General features: G+C 73.8%; 18 protein-coding genes. 10 read left to right on the top strand and 8 right to left on the bottom strand.

What is annotated here, in order from left to right:
* Positions 1-4 precede the first annotated feature (4 nt).
* The 3 genes from HDA31_RS28010 to HDA31_RS28000 form a co-directional block, all read right to left on the bottom strand.
* A complete protein-coding gene (locus tag HDA31_RS28010; protein WP_178062957.1) occupies positions 5-949 on the bottom strand; it encodes an ABC transporter ATP-binding protein in 945 nt (314 codons plus the stop codon).
* A 132-nt stretch (positions 950-1,081) separates the two neighbouring features.
* Positions 1,082-2,389, bottom strand: coding sequence for a serine hydrolase domain-containing protein (locus tag HDA31_RS28005; RefSeq protein ID WP_246384272.1), 1,308 nt, complete (start codon positions 2,387-2,389; stop codon positions 1,082-1,084).
* Positions 2,390-2,550: 161 nt separating this feature from the next.
* Positions 2,551-4,560 carry a HelD family protein gene (locus HDA31_RS28000; protein WP_178062958.1) on the bottom strand — a complete coding sequence of 670 codons (2,010 nt, stop codon included), beginning with the start codon at positions 4,558-4,560 and terminating at the stop codon, positions 2,551-2,553.
* A 295-nt stretch (positions 4,561-4,855) separates the two neighbouring features.
* On the opposite strand from HDA31_RS28000, the gene HDA31_RS27995 reads away from it, so the two are divergent.
* Positions 4,856-5,437 carry an ArsR/SmtB family transcription factor gene (locus HDA31_RS27995; RefSeq protein ID WP_178062959.1) on the top strand — a complete coding sequence of 194 codons (582 nt, stop codon included), beginning with the start codon at positions 4,856-4,858 and terminating at the stop codon, positions 5,435-5,437.
* Positions 5,438-5,490: 53 nt separating this feature from the next.
* Positions 5,491-6,771: an MFS transporter gene (locus tag HDA31_RS27990; protein WP_178062960.1), complete on the top strand. Its 1,281-nt coding sequence runs from the start codon at positions 5,491-5,493 to the stop codon at positions 6,769-6,771.
* Here the strand turns inward: HDA31_RS27990 and HDA31_RS27985 are convergent.
* Positions 6,761-7,375: a hypothetical protein gene (locus HDA31_RS27985; RefSeq protein ID WP_246384274.1), complete on the bottom strand. Its 615-nt coding sequence runs from the start codon at positions 7,373-7,375 to the stop codon at positions 6,761-6,763. The genes HDA31_RS27990 and HDA31_RS27985 overlap by 11 nt on opposite strands.
* 2 nt (positions 7,376-7,377) lie before the next feature.
* Positions 7,378-9,621: a M4 family metallopeptidase gene (locus tag HDA31_RS27980; protein WP_246384275.1), complete on the bottom strand. Its 2,244-nt coding sequence runs from the start codon at positions 9,619-9,621 to the stop codon at positions 7,378-7,380.
* Between the two features lie 242 nt (positions 9,622-9,863).
* Between HDA31_RS27980 and HDA31_RS27975 the strand changes: the two genes are divergently transcribed.
* Positions 9,864-10,715 carry a menaquinone biosynthetic enzyme MqnA/MqnD family protein gene (locus HDA31_RS27975; protein ID WP_178062961.1) on the top strand — a complete coding sequence of 284 codons (852 nt, stop codon included), beginning with the start codon at positions 9,864-9,866 and terminating at the stop codon, positions 10,713-10,715.
* A 93-nt stretch (positions 10,716-10,808) separates the two neighbouring features.
* Here HDA31_RS27975 and HDA31_RS27970 read toward each other — a convergent pair whose 3' ends face one another.
* Positions 10,809-11,801 (bottom strand): serine hydrolase, encoded by a 993-nt coding sequence (locus HDA31_RS27970; RefSeq protein WP_246384276.1) that lies wholly within the window; start codon positions 11,799-11,801, stop codon positions 10,809-10,811.
* Complete coding sequence (locus HDA31_RS27965) at positions 11,801-12,751, bottom strand: hypothetical protein (protein ID WP_178062962.1); 951 nt, start codon at positions 12,749-12,751, stop codon at positions 11,801-11,803. The genes HDA31_RS27970 and HDA31_RS27965 overlap by 1 nt, the downstream gene beginning before the upstream one ends.
* A gap of 375 nt (positions 12,752-13,126) precedes the next feature.
* Here HDA31_RS27965 and paaA point away from each other — a divergent pair, with 375 nt between their 5' ends.
* The 7 genes from paaA to HDA31_RS27930 all read left to right on the top strand — a co-directional run bounded on the left by paaA (position 13,127) and on the right by HDA31_RS27930 (position 18,300).
* A complete protein-coding gene (gene paaA, locus HDA31_RS27960; RefSeq protein WP_178062963.1) occupies positions 13,127-14,197 on the top strand; it encodes a 1,2-phenylacetyl-CoA epoxidase subunit PaaA in 1,071 nt (356 codons plus the stop codon).
* Complete coding sequence (gene paaB, locus HDA31_RS27955; RefSeq protein ID WP_074475450.1) at positions 14,194-14,487, top strand: 1,2-phenylacetyl-CoA epoxidase subunit PaaB; 294 nt, start codon at positions 14,194-14,196, stop codon at positions 14,485-14,487. The genes paaA and paaB overlap by 4 nt, the downstream gene beginning before the upstream one ends.
* A complete protein-coding gene (paaC, locus tag HDA31_RS27950; RefSeq protein WP_178062964.1) occupies positions 14,484-15,209 on the top strand; it encodes a 1,2-phenylacetyl-CoA epoxidase subunit PaaC in 726 nt (241 codons plus the stop codon). The genes paaB and paaC overlap by 4 nt, the downstream gene beginning before the upstream one ends.
* Positions 15,203-15,694, top strand: coding sequence for a 1,2-phenylacetyl-CoA epoxidase subunit PaaD (paaD, locus tag HDA31_RS27945; RefSeq protein WP_178062965.1), 492 nt, complete (start codon positions 15,203-15,205; stop codon positions 15,692-15,694). The genes paaC and paaD overlap by 7 nt, the downstream gene beginning before the upstream one ends.
* Entirely contained in the window at positions 15,691-16,809 is a 1,119-nt protein-coding gene (gene paaE, locus HDA31_RS27940) for a 1,2-phenylacetyl-CoA epoxidase subunit PaaE (RefSeq protein WP_178062966.1), read from the top strand. Before paaD ends, paaE begins: the two co-directional genes overlap by 4 nt.
* Positions 16,810-16,874: 65 nt before the next feature.
* Positions 16,875-17,567 carry an SDR family NAD(P)-dependent oxidoreductase gene (locus HDA31_RS27935; protein WP_246384277.1) on the top strand — a complete coding sequence of 231 codons (693 nt, stop codon included), beginning with the start codon at positions 16,875-16,877 and terminating at the stop codon, positions 17,565-17,567.
* A 91-nt stretch (positions 17,568-17,658) separates the two neighbouring features.
* Entirely contained in the window at positions 17,659-18,300 is a 642-nt protein-coding gene (locus HDA31_RS27930) for a hypothetical protein (protein WP_178062968.1), read from the top strand.
* 127 nt (positions 18,301-18,427) lie between these two features.
* On the opposite strand, the gene HDA31_RS27925 is transcribed toward HDA31_RS27930, so the two are convergent.
* Complete coding sequence (locus HDA31_RS27925; RefSeq protein WP_178062969.1) at positions 18,428-18,790, bottom strand: hypothetical protein; 363 nt, start codon at positions 18,788-18,790, stop codon at positions 18,428-18,430.
* Between the last annotated feature and the right edge of the window lie 44 nt (positions 18,791-18,834).

Genomic DNA, 18,834 nt, shown 5'->3' with positions numbered 1-18,834 from the left:
CTCCTTACGCGGCGGTCGGGGCGGCGGCGCCCTGCCCACCCGGGGCGGCGGGCGCGTGCCCGCCGGGGGTGGCTGGCCCGTGCCCGCCGGGGGAGGTGATGGCCAGGAACGCCTCCTCCAGCGAGGTGGGGCGCACCTCCAGGTCGCGGAAGGCCACCCCGCTGGTCACCAGCTCCCGGACCAGCCGGTCGGAGTCGCTGGTGAGCAGGTGGGTGCGGTCGTCGACCCGCTCGACCCGGACCACGCCCGGCAGGTCGGGCAGGTCGCCCGCGACCAGGCTGACCCGGCGTACGCCGACCACCGAGCGGATCGCCGCCGTGCTGTCGTCGGCCAGCACCCGCCCCTGCCCGATCACCACCACCCGGTGCGCCAGCGCCTCCACCTCCTCCAGGTAGTGACTGCTCAGCAGCACCGTGCCGCCGTCGGCGTGGAAGCCGCGGATCGCCTCCCACAGCGTGTGCCGGGCCTCGACGTCCAGTCCGGTGGTCGGCTCGTCGAGGAGCACCAGCCGGGGCCGCCCGACGAAGGCGAGCGCCACGGCCAGCCGCCGGCGCTGGCCGCCGGAGAGCCCGCCGGTCTGCCGGCGTACCTGGTCGGCGAGGCCGAACCGGTCGAGCAGCTCGCCCCGGGGGACCGGGTCCGGGTAGTGCGCGGCGACGAAGTCGACCACCTCGCCGACCCGGAGGGTGGCCGGCAGGCCGGTCTCCTGCGGGGTGACGCCGACCGCCAGGCGGTGAGCGGGGTCGCGGGGGTCGCCGCCGAACAGCTCGACCCGGCCGGCGGTGGGCCGGCGCAGCCCGACGAGCAGGTTGAGCAGGGTGCTCTTGCCGGCGCCGTTCGGCCCGAGCAGGCCGACCAGCTCACCCGCGCGCACGTCGAGGTCGACCCGGTCGAGGGCGAGCACGTCGCCGTACCGGCGGGTGGCCTGGTCGGCGCGGGCGAGGATCATCGGTGCTCCTTCGGTCGGGCCGGCGGACACGGTCGGCCGTCGCCTTCGGTCTACTCCCCTCGCGCCACCCGGGGCAGGGTCCATCGGCCGTACGGTGACCGCCGAAGTGACCGTGCCGGGCCGGCGCGGAGGTCAGCGGGGCAGGGGCCGGGTCAACGCCGGGCTCCCCGGCAGCGGGGTCGTCGGGGCCGGCATCCGGGCCGCGTCCGCCGACCTGGCGGCGGCCGGGCCGGACAGGGCGGTGACCAGGAACGCGCCGGTGGCGGCCCCGATCGGGTCGGGCTGGCCGGGCACCTGGTAGTGCGTGACGTTCGTGCCGAGCGTCACCTGGCGGGAGCCGTCGGGGGCGTGCAGCGAGATCGTGGCGTGCCCGAAGACCACCCCGTCGTGGCCCCAGAACCGGCCGCCGGGCAGCGCCAGCCACAGCAGGCCGAGGCCGTACCCGCCGGCCTCCGGCTGCGCCGGGTTCAGCGGCACGGTGGTCCGCATCCGGGCCAGCTCGGCCGGGCGCAGCAGCCGGCCCCCGAGCAGCGCGCGGAAGAACCGGTTGAGGTCCTCCGCCGTGGAGACCAGCGCGCCGGCCGTCCACGCCCACGACATGTTCGTCACGCTGAAGTCGCGGAGCTGGCCGTCGTACCAGGGCAGGTACGCCGCGCTGTGCGGCCCGGCGATGCGGGTGCGCCGCCCCGGGAAGTACGTCTGGCGCAGCCCCAGCGGCCGGATGACCCGCCGGTGCACCTCGTCGGCCGCGCTGCGGCCGGTCACCCGCTCGACGACCAGGCCGGCGAGGACGTAGTTGGTGTTCGAGTAGGCGAACCCCGCGCCCGGCGCCCCGGTGCGGGGCTCGTCGAGCCCGATCCGGGCGAGCTGGTCCGGGGTGAACGTGGTGAACCGGAGCCGCTCGACGTCGTAGCCGCTGGTGAACAGCACGGTGTCGTAGTCGCCGATGCCGCTGGTGTGGTTGAGCAGCATCGCGACGGTGACCCCGGGCACGGCGTACTGCGGGAGATAGTGGCCGAGCGGGGCGTCCAGCGCCACCCGGCCCTCGCCGGCCAGGCGCAGCAGCGTGGCGGCGACGAACGTCTTCGTGATGCTGCCGACCCGGTGCTGGAAGCCGGGCCGCATCGACCGGCCGGTGTCGAGGTCGGCGACGCCGCTCGCGCCGCGCCACCGGTCCCGGCCGTCGCGGGCCTCGGCGAACGTTCCCACCATGCCGGCGTCGGTGATCGCGCCGATCCCGGCGTCGAGCGCGTCCGCCGGCAGCCGCCCCGCCGCCGCTCCCGACCCGGTGGCCGCGCCCGATCCGGCGGGTGCGGCCGGCCCGGCGGGCGTGGCGGCCCCGGCGGGTGCGGCCGTCGCCGGGGCGGCGGCCAGCAGGGGCGTGGCCGCCAGCGCGGTGCCGGCCCCGGCGAGCAGGAGATCGCGGCGTGACAGGTGCATGCTGCCTCCCAAGCGGACGAGGTGCACCCATCATCACCGATCGAGACAACCGGCGCCGACGGCGCATCCGCCGGGGGAGCAGGCTCCGCCGACGAGCCGGGTCTGCCGGCGGGTGAGCAGGGGACCCTTCTCGACCGTATGCGTTAACAGGGGGCCCTTCCTTACAGCGGGGCGGGGAGCGGGGCGGTGTGCAGCACCGTCAGGCGGGAGACCGCCCGGGTCAGCACCACGTACAGCCGGTGCAGCCCGCGCGGCTCGGCCGCCACGATCGCCGCCGGCTCCACGGTCACCACGTGGTCGTACTCCAGGCCCTTGACCAGCGTCGCCGGGACCACCGTGACCCGCGCCGAGGCCGCCACGTCGTCGGCGGTCGCGGTGTCGATCCCGGCGGCGGCCAGCGCCTCCCGCAGCCCGCCGACCGCGTCGTCGGCGGCGATCACCCCGACCGAGCCGTCGTGGGCCAGCGCCGCCCGCACCTCGTCCACCGTCGCCGCCACCAGGTCATCCACCGTACGCACGTCCAGCTCGCCGTCGCGGCGCAGCGACTCCGCCGGGGGTACGTCCACCGCGAGCGCCGGCAGCAGCCGGTTGGCGAACGCCACCACGGCGGCGGGCACCCGGAAGCCGACGCTCAGCGGCACCACCGTCGCGTCCGGCTTGCCCAGGTGGGCCAGGGACTCCCGCCAGTCGCGGGCGGCCCACGGGGCGGTGCCCTGCGCCAGGTCGCCGAGCAGCGTGATCGACCCGTGTTCGCTGCGCCGGGCGATGGCCCGGCACTGCATGGGGGAGAGGTCCTGCGCCTCGTCGACCACCACGTGCCCGAAGCCGGCGGGGCGCTCCAGCAGCCCGGCGGCCTCGTCGACGAGCACCGCGTCGGCGGCCGTCCACTTCGTCGCCTTCGGGGTGCGCGGCGGCTTCGCCCAGGTCAGCAGTGCCTGCTCGGCCCCGGTGAGGACGCCGTCGGCGGCCGCGGCGAGCGCCGCCGGATCGGCGAGCAGCCCGTGCACCAGCCCTTCCGGGGTGAGCGCCGGCCAGACGGTGTCCAGGAAGTCGGCGACGGGACGGCACTTGCCCATCCGGCGCAGCCAGGCGTCGCCGGGCGACTCGGCCCGGCGGGCCTCGGCCTGGCGTTGCAGCAGGCCCACCACCCGGGCCCGGACCCGTTCCCGGCCGGTGGCGTACGGCAGCCCCTCCCGGCGGGTCTCCTCGACCACGCGGTGCAGCGGGTCGAGGCCGATCCGCCAGCGGAACGAGCCGTCGGAGACCATGATCGGCTCGGTCGGGGCGGCGATCCGGGCCTCGACGGCCCGCCGCAGCACCTCGGCCATCCGCGCGTCGTGCTTGAGCGCCGCCTGGGTCGGGTCCTCCACCGCCCGCACCGGCACCCGGGCGATCAGGTCCTCCACGGTCGCCTGCTCGACCTCGACCTCGCCGAGCGCCGGCAGCACCGCCGCGATGTACGACAGGAACGCCCGGTTCGGCCCCACGATCAGCACCCCGGACCGGCGCAGCCGCTCCCGGTGCAGATAGAGCAGGTACGCCGCCCGGTGCAGGCCGACGGCCGTCTTCCCGGTGCCGGGCGCCCCCTGGACGCAGATCGAGGCGGCCAGGTCGGCGCGGACCAGTTCGTCCTGCTCCGGCTGGATGGTGGCGACGATGTCGCGCATCGGGCCGACGCGGGGGCGCTCGATCTCGGCGGTGAGGATGCGGCTGGCGGTGCCCAGCTCCTCGCCCCGGTCCAGGTGTTCGTCCTCGAAGCTGGTCAGCGCCCCGGCGCTGAAGCCGAAGCGGCGGCGCACGGTCACGCCCTGCGGGTCGCGGGCGCTGGCCCGGTAGAACGACCGGGAGATCGGGGCCCGCCAGTCGAGCACCATGGGCTCGCCGAGATCGTCGGTGACGTGCCGGCGGCCGATGTGGTGCTCCTCGTCGCCGAACGTGAGCCGCCCGAAGAACAGCGGGGTGTCGGGCTGGTCGGCCAGCTCGGCGACACGGCGGGACAGGGTGCGCCCCAGGGTCTCCGCCGTGTACGCGTCACCGGCGACGTTGTGGCCGGTGGCGAAGAGGGCCTCGGTGCGTTCGCGCATGCGGGCCAGCGCGGCCCGGGACGCGTCCAGGTGGGCCCGTTCGGTGGCCAGTTCGGTGCCCAGGGACATGGGGGCGTGCGGGGTCATCCGACCTACTCCTCGGCGCGGGGGACAACACTGCCGCTCGCGTGTCCGGCAAAGAAAGCCGGCGCGGGGACGTCCGCTGCGGTGCTGGACACCTCGGCCGTCGGCGGGGAAGACAGCCTACTCCTCCCCGGCCTGGCCCCCATCCGATTTCCGCCCCACCCCGCCCCACCCCGGGCCCGCTGACCAAGAGAAGAACACCCGAGTCGAGCTCGGCGATGCCGCGAACCTCGTGATCACCGGCCCCCGGAGGGCGGGGCCGATGGCAGGCGCGGGTGGCGGGCGGGATCATGGGGGCATGAGCGAGGCATTGCCCGAGCGGCAGCGGGTGACGATCAGCGATCCGCAGGTGATGCGCGCCCTGGCCCACCCGGCGCGGCTCGCGATCATGGAACATCTCGCCTCGATCGGGTCGGGGGCCACCGCCACCGAGTGCGCGGAGATCGCCGGCCTGTCGCCGAGCGCGACCAGCTACCACCTGCGCGAGCTGGCGAAGTTCGGCCTGATCGAGCAGGCCCCGAGCCGGGGGGACGCCCGGGAGCGGGTGTGGCGGGCGTTCAGCCCGTCGTACAACGTGGAGGCGGGGCAGGAGGCCGGTTCCGAGGCGCGGGCCGCCGAGCTGGCTCTCGTGGAGGCGCACCTCGCCCGGGACGCGCAGCGCACCCGGGAGTGGTTCCGCCGGATGGCCGGGGAGCCGACGGAGTGGTATCGCGCCGGGGCGTTCAGCGACACCGTGCTGCTGCTCACCGCCGAGGAGCTGTCGGCGCTCAACGAGGCGGTCCAGGACCTGCTGGCGCCCTACCGGCGTCGGCTGCGGACCGATCCGCCGGCCGGGGCGCGTTCCGTGGCCATCCAGTACCGGTCGGTGCCCGTGGACTGAACGGGCGGCGACGGGGATTGCCTGCACCAAGTGTGAAGGATTATTTTCGAAGTATGTCCTTCACACCTGGTCGGTCGCGCTGGCCCGACGTCTGGCTCGCCACCGCCGCCCGGGGCATCTCCAGCTGCGGCGACTTCCTGGCCGCGAGCACGCTCACCCTCGCCCTCCAGTCCGCCGGGGCCGGCGGCCCGGCCGTGGCGGGGCTGCTGATCGCCGCCAGCCTGCCGCTCGTCGGCCTCGCCCCGCTGACCGGCCGGCTCGCCGACCGGGTGGACTCCCGCACCCTGCTCGTCGCGGCCGGCGTGGTCCAGGCGGCGATCTGCCTCGCCCTCGCGTACGCCGGACACCCGGCCCTGGTGATCGGCCTGGTGGCGCTGCTGGCCGCCGGGCTCGCGGTCACCCAGCCGGTGCTCGCCGCCCTCGTCCCGGCGATGGTCACGCCCGGGGACCTGCCCCGGGCCAGCGCGCTGAACCAGACGGCCGGCACCCTCGGCGCGCTGGCCGGCCCGGCGCTGGCCGGGCTGCTGGTGGGGCAGTTCGGCACCCGCGTGCCGCTGCTGCTGGACGCCGTCAGCTACCTCGCCCTGGTGGCCGCCGGCCTGCTGATCCGCACCCGCCGGGGCGGCGCCCGCCCGGCCGCCAAGTCCCGGCCGACCGCCAAGCCGCGCCCGGCCGCCAAGCCGCGCCCGGCCGCCGACGCCCACCCGACGCCGGCCCCCGACGGGCTGGCCCGGGGCTGGCGGCTGCGCCCCGACCGGCTGCTGTTCGCCATGGTGGCCTCGCTCGCCGGGGTGGTCGGCGCGGTCGGGGCGATCAACGTGATCGAGGTGTTCTTCATCCGCGAGACGCTGGGCAGCTCCACCACCGTCTACGGGCTCGTCACCGGGGCCTGGCCGCTGGGCATCGTGGCCGGGGCGTGGGCACTCGCCCCGCTGACCCGCCGGCTCACCGACGACGGTCGGCTGCTCGGCGTGGGGCTGCTCCTGCTCGGCGGGTGCTGCCTCGCGGTGCTGGTCTCCGCCGCCGTGCCGTCCGCCTGGTTGCTGGTGCCGATCTGGCTGCTCGGCGGGCTGCTCAACGGCGGCAACAACGTCGTCAGCAACGTGCTGCTGGCCCGTCGGGTGCCCGAGGCGGCGCGCGGCCGGGCGTACGCCGTGCTCGGCGCGGCCGTGCAGGGCGCGGGCATGGTCGGTCTCGCGGTCGGCGGCCTGCTGCTCGACCTGGCCGACCCCCGGCCGCTGGTGGCGGCGTGCGGCACCGTGGGGTTGCTCGCGGTGGCCGCCTTCGCCGTCCCGGTCCTCCGCGCGGCCCGCGCGGCGAGGGCTACGCCGTGAGCGACTGCCGGATCCGCGCGTACTCGGCGGCCATCTCCGGCTCGGCCAGGAAGTCGTCGAGCTCGGCCGAGACCCGGTAGTCGACCTCCTCCAGGGAGCGGATGGCGAGCTCGTACAGTTCGCCGCGCCGGTGCTCCTCCAGGAAGGTGGTCCAGTGTTCGAGCGCGGTGAGGACGATCAGCAGGCCGGGGTCCATGTCGCCGTCGGCGAGGGTGCCCTCGTCGATGCGGTCCAGGAGGGCGCGCAGTTCGGCCGCGCCGGCCGTGGTGACGGTCTCCAGGGCGGTGGCCAGCGCCGCCCGGGCGTCCTCGTCGAGGTCCTCCTCGTCGGCCTCGTCCACCAGGTCGGCGGTGGTCAGGCGGGTGATGGTCGCCAAGCCGAAGGCGTGCAGTTCGTCCTCGCCGGCGGCGTCGATCAGCTGCTGGATGGCCTTCTCGACCTCTTGGTAGCGCATCGCGTCAGGGTAGTGGCCGGCGGCGGACGCCCGGCGGCCGGTGCCGGCGGTGACCACGGCCGCCGGCCCGCCCGGCTCCTGCCGCGCCCCGGCGTCGGCCCACGAAACGGGCCACCCGGAAACCCGGGTGGCCCGCTCCCGCGTCGTCACGGTCAGAGGTTCAGGCTCCAACTGTTGAGGTAACCGGTGTCGAGGCTCGCCGCGTCCTGCACCCGCAGCCGCCAGCTCCCGTTCGCCACCTCCGAGGAGAGGTTCACGGTGTACGTCTGGTCGATGTTGTCGGTGCCGCCGCCGGAGCGGTTGTGCAGCACGTACGCGCTGCCGTCCGGCGCGACCAGGCTGACCACCAGGTCACCGATGTAGGTGTGCACGATGTGCACCTCGACCTTGCTCGCGGTCGAGGGGGTCGCCGCGCAGCCGCTGATCACGATGGCGCTCTCCACCGTCGTGTTGTCGGCGATCGTGACGTCGGTGCCGTTCGTGCCGGAGCAGCCCGGCAGCCCGTTCACCGTGAGGCTCAGCGTGGTCGTCCGGGCGACCGAGGGGGAGGTGCCCACCAGCGTGATCGCCACCGTGCCGCTGCCGGCGGTGGCGGCGGCGGTGACCGTGACCGTGGTCGACCCGCCGGCGGTGACCGACGACGGCGCGAACGACACGCTCACCCCGGCCGGCAGCGGGCCGGTCGAGAAGGTGACCTGCTCGGCGGTGCCCCGGACGACCGTGGTGCCGACCGTGGCGGTGCCCGAGGTGCCCGGGTCCAGGGTCAGCGCCGCCGGGGTGGCCGAGACGGTGAAGTCGTTGGCCGCGCACGACTCGGTGCCGGTGACGTTCACCGACGTCCAGGCGGCCATCACCGCCTTGTACTCGGTGCTGCACAGGCCGTACAGGTCGGTGGCGGCCGACAGGCTGTGCAGGCGCGCGGTGTTGGTCGGCTGCGCGGTGTTCACGTAGCGGGTGTTCGACACGAAGTACGCGTCGAGCGCCCGGAACCAGATCTTCTCCGCCTTCTCCCGGCCGATCCCGGTCACCGGCGGGGCCGACCCGCACAGCGGCGAGGTGCCGTAGGGGGTGACGCCGGAGCCCTCGGCCAGGTTGAAGAAGAAGTGGTTGGCCACGCCCGAGGAGTAGTGCACGTCGAGGCTGTTGGTGCCGGTCGACCAGCAGCCGTGCGACTTGCCGTCCAGCGTCGGGTCGTACATGTAGCGCAGCGGGGTGCCGTTGCCGTTGATGTTGATCTTCTCGCCGACCTGGTAGTCGCCCGGGTCGACCGGGGTGTTGGCGTAGAACTCCACCATGTTGCCGAAGATGTCGCTGGTGGCCTCGTTCAGGCCGCCGGACTCGCCCGAGTAGGTCAGGCCGCCGGGGACCACGTTCTCGGTGACGCCGTGGGACATCTCGTGGCCGGCGACGTCGAGGGCGACCAGCGGCCGGGCGTTGCCCGCGCCGTCGCCGTAGGTCATCTGCGCGCCGTCCCAGAAGGCGTTGACGTACGCGTTGCCGTAGTGCACCCGGCTCGGCACGCCGGTGCCGTTGCCGAAGATGCCGTTGCGGCCGTGCACCTCGGTGAAGTAGTCGAAGGTCGTGGCCGCGCCGAAGTGCGCGTCGACCGCGGCGGACTGCCGGTTCGAGGTCGCGCCGGTGCCCCACACGTTGTCGGCGTCGGTGAAGGTGGTGCAGGTCGAGGTGCCGTTGTTCATGTCGCAGGTGCGCCCGTTGCCCCGGGTCGGGTCGATCATGCTGTACGTCGAACCGGACAGGGTGGTGTCGATCGAGACCGGGCCGGCGTAGATGCTGTTGCCGGTGCCGACGACGGACTCGATCTCGTCGAAGGAGCCGATCCGGGCGCCGGTCAGCGCGTCACTGATCACGTGCAGCCTGGCGGGGGTCTGGCCGTCCGGGGCCCAGCCGGTCACCACCGTCTCCCAGGCGAGCCGCCCGGTTCCGCTGCTGGCGTCGACGAACAGCTCCGCCGGGCCGGTGCCGGTGACCCTGCCGGAGAACCCGGCGACCGCAGCCTTGCGGGCCTTCGCGGCGCTGACCTTCGGGGTGGTGGCGAGGCTCAGCGGGGCGGCCAGGCCGACCGAACTGCCCGCGTAGTCGCCGTCGGCCTCGGTGCGGATGACGACGTCCCCGCCGTAGACGCGGAGCCCGTCGTAGGTGCGGGTGTAGCGGACCACGCCCCGGCCCTCGGCGTCCCGCTTGCTGCTGTGCACCGTGTAGCGGTCCTTCGCCGAGGACCTGACGGCTCGGGAGTGCTCCTTCAGGGCGGTGTCGGCGGCGGCGACCAGCGCCGGTCCCGGGGTGGATGGCGGGGCGGCGGACGCGCTCGTGGTGGTGACCACGAGGCCGCTGCCGACCAGCATGGTGACGCCGGCCAGCGCCAGGGCTGATCTCAAGATGACCTCCCCAATACGAGATGCACTCGCATCTGTCGATAGCGAGATCCTCGTCCGCCGGGGACGGACAGGGAATACGGTCATCGATGGATAAACATACCGACTTGTCCATCCCGGCGGTGGTATGACCGGCGGGCCGCCATGGTCGACGGGAGGCGCGACGGGCGCGACGCCGTGCGGGATTGGCCACTCCGCGGCCCACCCGCTGAGCCCGGCCGGCAGGGCGGGGATACGGTCGCAGCATGGCTGACCGCATCGCCCGTCCCCGGGTCGGACACATCCAGTTCCTGAACTGCCTGCCGATCTACTGGGGCCTGATGCGTTCCGGCGCGCTGATCGACGTCGACCTGCACAAGGACTCGCCGGACCGGCTGAGCGCCGCGCTGGTCGCCGGTGACCTGGACATCGGGCCGATCTCGCACGTCGAATACCTGCGCCACGCCGACGAGCTGCTGCTCCTGCCCGACCTGGCGGTCGGCAGCGACGGCCCGGTGCTCTCGGTCAACATGGTGTCCACCAGGCCCCTCGCCGAGCTGGGCGGCGGCCGGGTGGCCCTCGGCTCGACGTCGCGCACCGGCGTCCTGCTCGCCCGGCTGCTGCTCGGCGAGCGGTACGGCGTCCACCCCGACTACTTCCGCTGCCCGCCCGACCTGACGCAGATGCTGCTGGAGGCGGACGCCGGGGTGCTGATCGGCGACGTGGCGCTGCGGGCGCTGTACGAGGCCCCGCAGCGGGGGCTGGAGGTCACCGACCTCGGGCAGGCCTGGCGGGACTGGACGGGGCTGCCGATGGTCTTCGCCGTCTGGGCGGTGCGCCGGGAGTTCGCCGCCGCCCACCCCGGCCTGGTCAAGGAGGTGCACGAGGCGTTCCTGCGCTCCCGCGACCTGTGCCTGGCCGAGCTGGACCAGGTCGCCGAGGCCGCCGCCCGGTGGGAGTCGTTCGACGCCGCCACCCTGGCCACGTACTTCCGGGCGCTGGACTTCTCGCTCGGCGAGCGGCAGGTGGCCGGGTTGCGCGAGTTCGCCCGCCGGGCCGCCGAGATCGGCGAGGCCCCGCCGCTGCCGGCGGACGGCCCCCGGTTCTTCGCCGGCTGAGGCAGCCGACCCGGCGTCCGCCGGGGCCGACCGTCGCCCCGGTCCGGTGTACGCCGCGACCGCCGCCGGGAGGCGACGGTCGCGGGGCCCGCGTCAGGTGCCGGAGCGCAGCACCGCCTCGGTGATCTTCTGGCAGTTCTTCATGCCGTACTCGTAGCCCATGTTGATCGGGTAGCGGACCATCACGCCCATCGTCCAGTTGTCGCCGATGGCCAGGCAGTTGATGTGCATCTCCTGCTCGCGGGTGCGGTCGATCCAGCCGTTCTTGATGGCGATCTTCTTCCGCTCGGCCGCCGGGAACGCCTTGCGGATGCCGAAGTCACCGGAGCCGCGCACCAGCCGCATCTCGTTGATCAGCCACTTGGTCCACTCCGGCCCGGCCGCCCGCCCGTCCTTGATACAGGCGCCGAGGCGCGCCGTGTCCCGGGGCGAGAGGTTCGTCCGGCTCCAGCCGCCGTCGGCGGCGACGCTGCTGTCGGTGGTCTTGCAGATGGAGATCATCCGCTTGATCGACGCGGACCGGCCCACGGTGTTGTAGAACTGCTCGGCGCGGGTGTTGTCGCTGTCGCGGATGATCCGGGTGGCGTCGGCGAGCTTGGCGTCGCTGGGCTTCTGCCCCGCCTCGTCGGTGCGTCGCAGGTAGTCGGCGACGATCCAGGACTTGATCAGCGACGCGGTGGTGCTGGTCTCGTCCATGTTCTTCGAGCCGATGATCTCGCCGGTGCGGGTGTCCAGGACGCTCCAGGCGTACCAACCCTCGATGTCGAGGTCGATCTGCTTGTCCGCGAACGGCAGCGGCTCCAGCGTCGGCGAGGGGCTGGGCGAGGCGGTGGGACGCGACTTGCGGTCCGAGGCCGCGCCGGCGGCGCGGTCGACGGGCGCGGACGCGTCGCCCCACTGGGCGGCGGCGGTCGACGCCATCGGCGAGCCGGGCAGCAGCCGCAGCGACACCAGCACGAGCCCGATCAGGACGGCCGCGATGGCGATCAGCCGCAGCGGCGACGCCTCGCCCCGCGCCGGGCCCCTGCGCGCCGAGCCCTCCCGCGCCGGGTCTCCACCGCCGGCCCGGCGGCGGCTGCCCGCCATCAGAGCTTGCCGATCGGCTGCTGCGGCACCTTCAGGGCGGCGCCGGGCTGGGGGGTGACCAACTGGGTGGTGACGCTGGCGCAGACCTTCGCACCGTACGACAGCCCCAACTTCTGCGGGTAGCGCAACATGACGGCGAGGCTCCACTTCTCGGTGACCGCAAGACAGTTCACGTGCCAGTTGCCGTCGTAGTTCAACGGCGTCCAGCCGTTCTTGATGCTGACCGGCCCCTGGGCCTTGATCTCGGCGGGCAGGCCGTCGACGATTCCCCACTTGCCGCCGCCGGAGCGCTGCCGTTGGTCCTTGACGCTGCCCCGCACCTTGCTCATCTCGTCCAGCAGGTAGGGCGTCCACTTCGCGCCGGCGGCCTTGCCGTCGCCGATGCAGTCGCCGAGCCGGACGGCGTCGCGGGGGGACATCTGGGTGAAGCTCCACCACCCGATGTACGGGCGCACGTTACCGGGTCCGGTGTCGGTCAGCCGGCAGATCTTGATCATCCGCTCGATCGAGTCGTCCTGGCCGACGGACTTGTACAGGAAGTTGGCCGCGTCGTCGTTGCTGTCCCGGATGGCGGTGCTGATCAGCCTCTTCTGCGCGGCGGTGGGCTCCTTGTCGCCGAGCCGCCGGAGGAAGTCGGCCGCGAACCAGGATTTGATCATCGACTCGGTCGAGCTGGTCCTGGTCAGGTTCTTCGAGCCGGAGATGCTGCCGCTCTCGCGGTCCATCAGGGCCCAGGAGAAGAACTCGCCGGTGAAGTTCACCGAGACGGGGCCGGCGGCCAGGGTCGGCGGCGGCGGGGCGGTGGGCTCGGGGGCGGCCACGGCGTCAGCCTCGCCCCCGCCGGACCCACCGTCCCCGCCGGAGAGCTTGGCGTACGCGGCGGGCACCAGCATGGCGCTGCCGACGAGGATCGCCACGACGGCGAGCACCAGGGCCACGCGAGGTCGCATGAGTAGGTGAGCTCCAGATGTCAGGGGCCGGGGGGACCGACTGCTTTCCGAACTGGTTCGTCCTGATCGCTGGGGGCCGGGGGAGTGGCCCGCGTCATACGCCCGACGGTCGTCGCAGCCGGTCGGTGTGACCGGGAAAGTCTACGTCCGGATGGCCGACACGCCAGGAACCGACGCCTGTCAAGTCGCTATGAAGGCGGGATTGTGACCTGTTATGCCGGTCTTGGGGGGATTCATCTCTGCTTAGTGACCCATGTCATACCTGCGCGCTGGCCTGGGTCAATACGAAAAGGGGTCGAGCCGTGACGGAAGGTGTGTTCGGAAACCTGTGACACCCTCTGGTGTCGACGGGCGCGAGCTGTAACACTTGTCGTCATGTATGGCAACGACTTCTCCGCCCCGGAGGACGCGCCCGGCGGTGGCCTGCTCGGCGAGGTGGCGGCGGCGGAGGCGGCGCTGCGCGAGGCGGCGGCCCGGCAGCGGGGCGGCGACGCCCCCGGCCCCGACGCCGACCTGGAGGCATACTTCGCCGACGTCATCGACGCCGACCAGAAGATCGAGCCCCGCGACTGGATGCCCGAGGCGTACCGGAAGACGCTGATCCGGCAGATCGCCCAGCACGCGCACTCCGAGATCATCGGGATGCAGCCGGAGGGCAACTGGATCAGCCGCGCCCCCTCGCTCAAGCGCAAGGCCATCCTGCTGGCCAAGGTCCAGGACGAGGCCGGGCACGGCCTCTACCTGTACGCCGCCGCCGAGACCCTCGGCGTCAGCCGGGACGAACTGGTGCAGCTCCTGCTCGACGGGCGGCAGAAATACAGCTCGATCTTCAACTACCCGACCCTGAGCTGGGCCGACGTGGGGGTGATCGGCTGGCTGGTCGACGGCGCGGCGATCGTCAACCAGGTGCCGCTGTGCCGCTGCTCCTACGGCCCGTACGCGCGGGCCATGATCCGGGTCTGCAAGGAGGAGTCGTTCCACCAGCGCCAGGGCTACGAGATCCTGCACACCCTCGCCCACGGCACCCCGGAGCAGAAGGCCATGGCCCAGGACGCGGTGGACCGCTGGTGGTATCCGTCGCTGGCCATGTTCGGCCCGCCCGACGGCGACTCCACCCATTCCGCCCGGTCGATGGCGTGGAAGATCAAGCGGTTCTCCAACGACGAGCTGCGCCAGCGCTTCGTCGACATGTGCGTGCAGCAGGCGGAGATCCTCGGCCTCACCCTGCCCGACCCCGACCTGCGCTGGAACGAGCAGCGCCAGGCCTACGACTTCACCGAGCCGGACTACGCCGAGCTGATGCGGGTGATCTCCGGCGAGGGCCCGTGCAACCGGGAGCGGATGGAGCACCGCCGCCGCGCCCACGCCGAGGGCGCGTGGGTCCGTGCGGCTGCCGCCGCGTACGCCGCGAAGCGGTCGACTGCGAGAGAGGCGGTTGCGGCATGAGCGGGACCGACAGCCCGAACCCGCTGTGGGAGGTCTTCGTGCGGGCCCGGCGCGGCCTGGCGCACACCCACGTCGGCAGCCTGCACGCCCCCGACGCCGAGCTGGCCCTGCGCAACGCCCGGGACCTCTACACCCGCCGCCAGGAGGGGGTGTCGATCTGGGTGGTGCCGGCCGCCGCGATCACCGCGTCCAGCCCCGACGAGAAGGACGCCTTCTTCGACCCGGCGGCCGACAAGGTCTACCGCCACCCCACCTTCTACGAGGTGCCGGACGGGGTGGCCCACCTGTGAGGCAGCCCTTCGACTTCGCCCTCGCCCTCGGCGACGACGCGCTGGTCGCCGCGCAGCGCCTCGGCGAGTGGACCAGCCGCGCCCCGGAGATGGAGGAGGACGTCGCGCTGGCCAACATCGCCCTCGACCAGCTCGGGGCGGCCCGACTCCTGCTCACCTACGCGGGTGAGCTGGAGGGGGCGGGCCGCGACGAGGACGCGCTGGCGTACCTGCGCGACGACCGGGAGTTCCGCAACTGCCTGCTGGTCGAGCTGCCCAACGGCGACTTCGCGGTGACCATGGCGAAGCTGCTGTTCCTGTCCGCCTACCAGCTCCCGCTCTACGCCGCGCTGGCCGGCTGCGCCGACGAGCGGCTCGCCGCGATCGGGGCGAAGGCGCGCAAGGAGTCCGCCTACCACCGGGACCACGCCGCGCTGTGGGTGCGCCGGCTCGGCGACGGCACCGCCGAGTCGCACCGCCGCATGCAGGCCGCCGTCGACCACGTCTGGCCGTACGCGCACGAGCTGTTCGCGCCGTGGCCGGGCGCGCCGGTCGACCCGGCCACCCTGCGCGGCGAGTTCGACGCGTACGTCGGGCCGGTGCTGGCCGAGGCGACCCTGACCCGGCCGGCGGACGGCTGGGCCCCGGCCGGCGGGCGGGACGGCGTGCACACCGAGCACCTGTCGTACCTGCTGGCGGAGATGCAGGTGCTGCACCGCGCCCACCCGGGGGCGCAGTGGTAGACCCGAGGACGGCCGTGGCGGCGGTGGTGGACCCGGAGATCCGGGTGATCACCATCGACGAGCTGGGCATCCTGCGGGCGGTCGACCAGGACCCGGCCACCGGCCGGGTCACCGTGACCATCACCCCCACCTACACCGGCTGCCCGGCGATGGACGTGATCCGGGCCGACATCCGGCGGGCGCTGGCCGCCGCCGGGCACCCCGACGCCGACGTCCGCACGGTCTACAGCCCGGCGTGGAGCACCGACTGGATCTCCGACGCGGGCCGCGCCAAGCTGGCCGCCGCCGGCATCGCCCCGCCGCCCGCGACCCCGGGCGGGGCCGCCGGGGCCGGCACGGTCGTGCCGCTGACCCTCGCCGTCCGCTGCCCGCTCTGCGGCTCGGCGGAGACCGAGCAGGTCAGCCGGTTCGGCTCCACCGCCTGCAAGGCCCTGTGGCGCTGCCGCGCCTGCCGCGAACCCTTCGACCACCTGAAGGCGCTGTGACTGTCACGATCACCCGCCCGGCCCGTCGCCGGCCGGCCTTCCACCCGCTGCCCGTCGCCGCCGTCGACCGGCTCACCGCCGACGCCGTGGCGATCACCTTCGCCGTGCCGGAGGAGCTGCGGACGCTCTTCACGTTCACCGCCGGCCAGCACCTCACCGTGCGGCTCCCCGCCGGCTCCACCGGCGCGGACGCGGACGTGCGGCGGTCGTACTCGATCTGCTCGACGCCCGACGAGCTGGCCCGGCACGGCCGGCTGCGGATCGGGGTGCGGGAGGTCCCCGGCGGCGCGTTCTCGGCCTACGCCTGCTCGGTGCTGCGGCACGGCGACACCGTCGAGGTGCTGCCGCCGCTCGGGCACTTCACCACGGCATTCGACCCGGGCCGGGCCCGCCGCTACGGCGCGGTCGCCGCCGGCTCCGGCATCACCCCGGTGCTCGCGCTGGTCGCCACGGCCCTGGCCGTCGAGCCGGCCAGCACCTTCACCCTGGTGTACGGCAACCGCACGGCCAACTCGGTGATGTTCGCCGAGGAGCTGGCCGACCTGAAGGACCGCCACCCGACGCGGCTGCACCTGGTGCACGTGCTGTCCCGGGAGCCCGGCGAGTCGCCGCTGCTGTCGGGGCGGATCGACGCCGACCGGCTGGGCCGCCTGCTGGACACGATCGTGCCGGGCGACGCGATCGAGGAGTGGTTCCTCTGCGGCCCGTACGGCATGGTGGTTGACGCGAAGGCGGTGCTCGCCGCGCGGGGCCTGCCGGAGTCGGCGGTGCACGCGGAGCTGTTCCACGTCGCCGAGACGCCCGCGCCGACGCAGCGCCGCCCCGCCGGGCCGACCGGGGACGCCGAGGTGACGATCGTGCTGGACGGCCGGGCGTCGACCTTCCCGATGGGCCGTGAGGAACGGGTCCTCGACGCGGCGCTGCGGGTGCGCGGCGAGCTGCCGTACGCGTGCAAGGGCGGGGTCTGCTCGACCTGCCGGGCGAAGGTGGTCTCCGGCGCGGTGACGATGGCCCGCAACTACGCCCTGGAGCCGGACGAGGTCGCCGCCGGGTACGTGCTGACCTGCCAGTCCACCCCCACCACCGACACCCTCACCGTCGACTACGACGCGTAGCCGGCAGGCGGGGGTCGCTGGACACGACGGCGGGGCGCGGCCGCCGTGCTGGTATGAAGGGCGCTGTGGACAGGCGACGGGCCATCGTGGTCGGCAACAGCGACGGCATCGGGCTGGCGGTCACCCGCCGGCTGCTGGCCGACGGCTGGACGGTGGCGGGCCTGTCGCGCAGCAGCAGCCCGTTGACGGGCAGCGGCTACGACCACCGCCTCGCCGACGTCACCGATCCCGGCTACCGCGAGGTGCTCGCCGGGGCGCTGGACACCCTCGGCGGGGTCGAGGTCTGCATCTACGCCGCCGGGGTCGGTGACTTCTTCGCCGTGGACGACCTGGCCGCGCAGACCAGGGCGCTGGAGGTCAACCTCGTCGGCGCCGCGCGCACCGTGGAGGTGGTGGTGCCGGTCATGGCCCGCGCCGGGGCGGGGCACGTGGTCGGCCTGTCGAGCCTCGCCGACGTGGCACCCTCGGCCGAGGCCCCGGGCTACGCCGCGGGCAAGGCCGGGCTGTCGTCGTACCTGCTGGGGCTGGGCGGGGCCCTGCGGCCACACGGGGTGCGGGTCAGCGTCGTCCGGTTCGGTTTCGTGGACACCAAGATGGCCAAGGCGCGGGTCAAGCCGATGATGCTCTCGGTCGACCAGGCCGCCGACGTGGTGCTGGACTGCCTGCGTACCCGCGCGACTGTCGTCTCCCGACCCCGACGGATGGCGGCGCTGGCGCGTACCGCCGGGGTGGCGCTGAACATGCGGGCGCGCCGGTGAGGTCGGCCGCAGCGGTGAAGTCGGCCCCGACGGCGGCTGGCCAGGCTTTGTTACGGTCACGCCAGCAGCGCCGGTCGGACTGGGAGCGATGATGGAGAAGAGGCACGTCGGCACGTTGGTCGTCGTACTGGCCTGTGTGGCGGTCGTCGGAGCGGTCGGCGGCACCTACCTGGCCACCCGGGGCGACGGCGCGACGACGGACCGCATCGTGGACGCCGGCAGCACCGTGGACGCGGGCCGGCAGACGGGCGGCCCCGAGGCCAGCGGGGGAGCCGACCCGGCCGACCAGCCGGCACGTCCGTCGTCCGGCACTCCCACGGGTTCGTCCGATTCCTCTTCCTCCGGCTCCTCAGGCGGGGGATCGCGGACGTACCGGCTCGACCGGACCTTCTACGACCAGGCGTCGATGACGGTCACCCTGGTCAGCGCCGAGGTGACCGGGAGCAAGCTGCGGCTGAACGTCCGCTACCGCAACGGTTCGGCGACGGCCCCCTGGGCGCTGGAGTGCTCGCCCGTCGCCGAGGACCGCGAGCTGGTGCTGCTCACCCTGGCCGACGGCCGGACCGTGCGCCCGGAGAGCACCTACTGCTCCACTCGCCCCGGCGAGTCGATCGAACTCGCGCCCGGCCGCGACCTGGCCAGTTGGGCCGTGTTCCCGGTCGCGCCGCAGGCCGGCTCGTCGCTCGACCTGTCCTGGTACGACTTCCCCGCCACCGACCTCACCCTCCGCTGACGCGCCACCCGGCACCGGGGCGGGCGCGAGCCTGGACCGGTCGAATCTTGGAAGATTCCGGCCCCTGGAGGGGCCTCTTTCTTCCAAGATCTCCTATCTGTCGAGGGTGCGAGGTGCGGCGCGGGCTTCAGCGCTCGCGTAGGTGTGCGGTCCAGTAGGTGAGGTCGGAGTGGTGCTCCGTGAGGACGACCGGCTCGCCGCAGGCATCCCCGATCATCTTGGCCGCGTCGTCCAGGTGTGCCGGCTGGTGATCCCAGTCGTCGTCGCAGAACAGGTGCAGGCCGACCTCGCCCCGGTCGTCGCCGAGCGCCTCGGCTGCGTCGGGCGGCACCAGCACCACCGTGTAGCGGGCGGCTTCCCGCTCCGCCTCGGTGGGTGGCTCCGGCTCGTCCCGCCGCCGGCGGCGGAAGCGTTCGACAACGGACGGGATGGGGCCGGGCGAGTCCGCCGGATCGTACGGCCGCAGCCAGGTGGGCTGAATGGTCCGCATCGCAACTCCTCAATTCGTGGCGACGGAGGTTGGCAACGTTGCTT

Source organism: Micromonospora carbonacea (genome assembly GCF_014205165.1).
In the GTDB taxonomy this organism is placed as follows: Bacteria; Actinomycetota; Actinomycetes; order Mycobacteriales; family Micromonosporaceae; genus Micromonospora; species Micromonospora carbonacea.
The sequence above is the reverse complement of the archived record's forward strand: the minus strand, read 5'-3'. Positions and strand labels throughout refer to the sequence as shown.

Excerpts from the sequence above, each read along its gene's own strand:
- HDA31_RS28010 (WP_178062957.1), bottom strand. The coding sequence starts at position 949 with ATGATCCTCGCCCGCGCCGACCAGGCCACCCGCCGGTACGGCGACGTG.
- HDA31_RS28005 (WP_246384272.1), bottom strand. The coding sequence starts at position 2,389 with ATGCACCTGTCACGCCGCGATCTCCTGCTCGCCGGGGCCGGCACCGCG.
- HDA31_RS28000 (WP_178062958.1), bottom strand. The coding sequence starts at position 4,560 with ATGACCCCGCACGCCCCCATGTCCCTGGGCACCGAACTGGCCACCGAA.
- HDA31_RS27995 (WP_178062959.1), top strand. The coding sequence starts at position 4,856 with ATGAGCGAGGCATTGCCCGAGCGGCAGCGGGTGACGATCAGCGATCCG.
- HDA31_RS27990 (WP_178062960.1), top strand. The coding sequence starts at position 5,491 with ATGTCCTTCACACCTGGTCGGTCGCGCTGGCCCGACGTCTGGCTCGCC.
- HDA31_RS27975 (WP_178062961.1), top strand. The coding sequence starts at position 9,864 with ATGGCTGACCGCATCGCCCGTCCCCGGGTCGGACACATCCAGTTCCTG.
- HDA31_RS27970 (WP_246384276.1), bottom strand. The coding sequence starts at position 11,801 with ATGGCGGGCAGCCGCCGCCGGGCCGGCGGTGGAGACCCGGCGCGGGAG.
- HDA31_RS27965 (WP_178062962.1), bottom strand. The coding sequence starts at position 12,751 with ATGCGACCTCGCGTGGCCCTGGTGCTCGCCGTCGTGGCGATCCTCGTC.
- paaA (WP_178062963.1), top strand. The coding sequence starts at position 13,127 with ATGTATGGCAACGACTTCTCCGCCCCGGAGGACGCGCCCGGCGGTGGC.
- paaB (WP_074475450.1), top strand. The coding sequence starts at position 14,194 with ATGAGCGGGACCGACAGCCCGAACCCGCTGTGGGAGGTCTTCGTGCGG.
- HDA31_RS27930 (WP_178062968.1), top strand. The coding sequence starts at position 17,659 with ATGGAGAAGAGGCACGTCGGCACGTTGGTCGTCGTACTGGCCTGTGTG.
- HDA31_RS27925 (WP_178062969.1), bottom strand. The coding sequence starts at position 18,790 with ATGCGGACCATTCAGCCCACCTGGCTGCGGCCGTACGATCCGGCGGAC.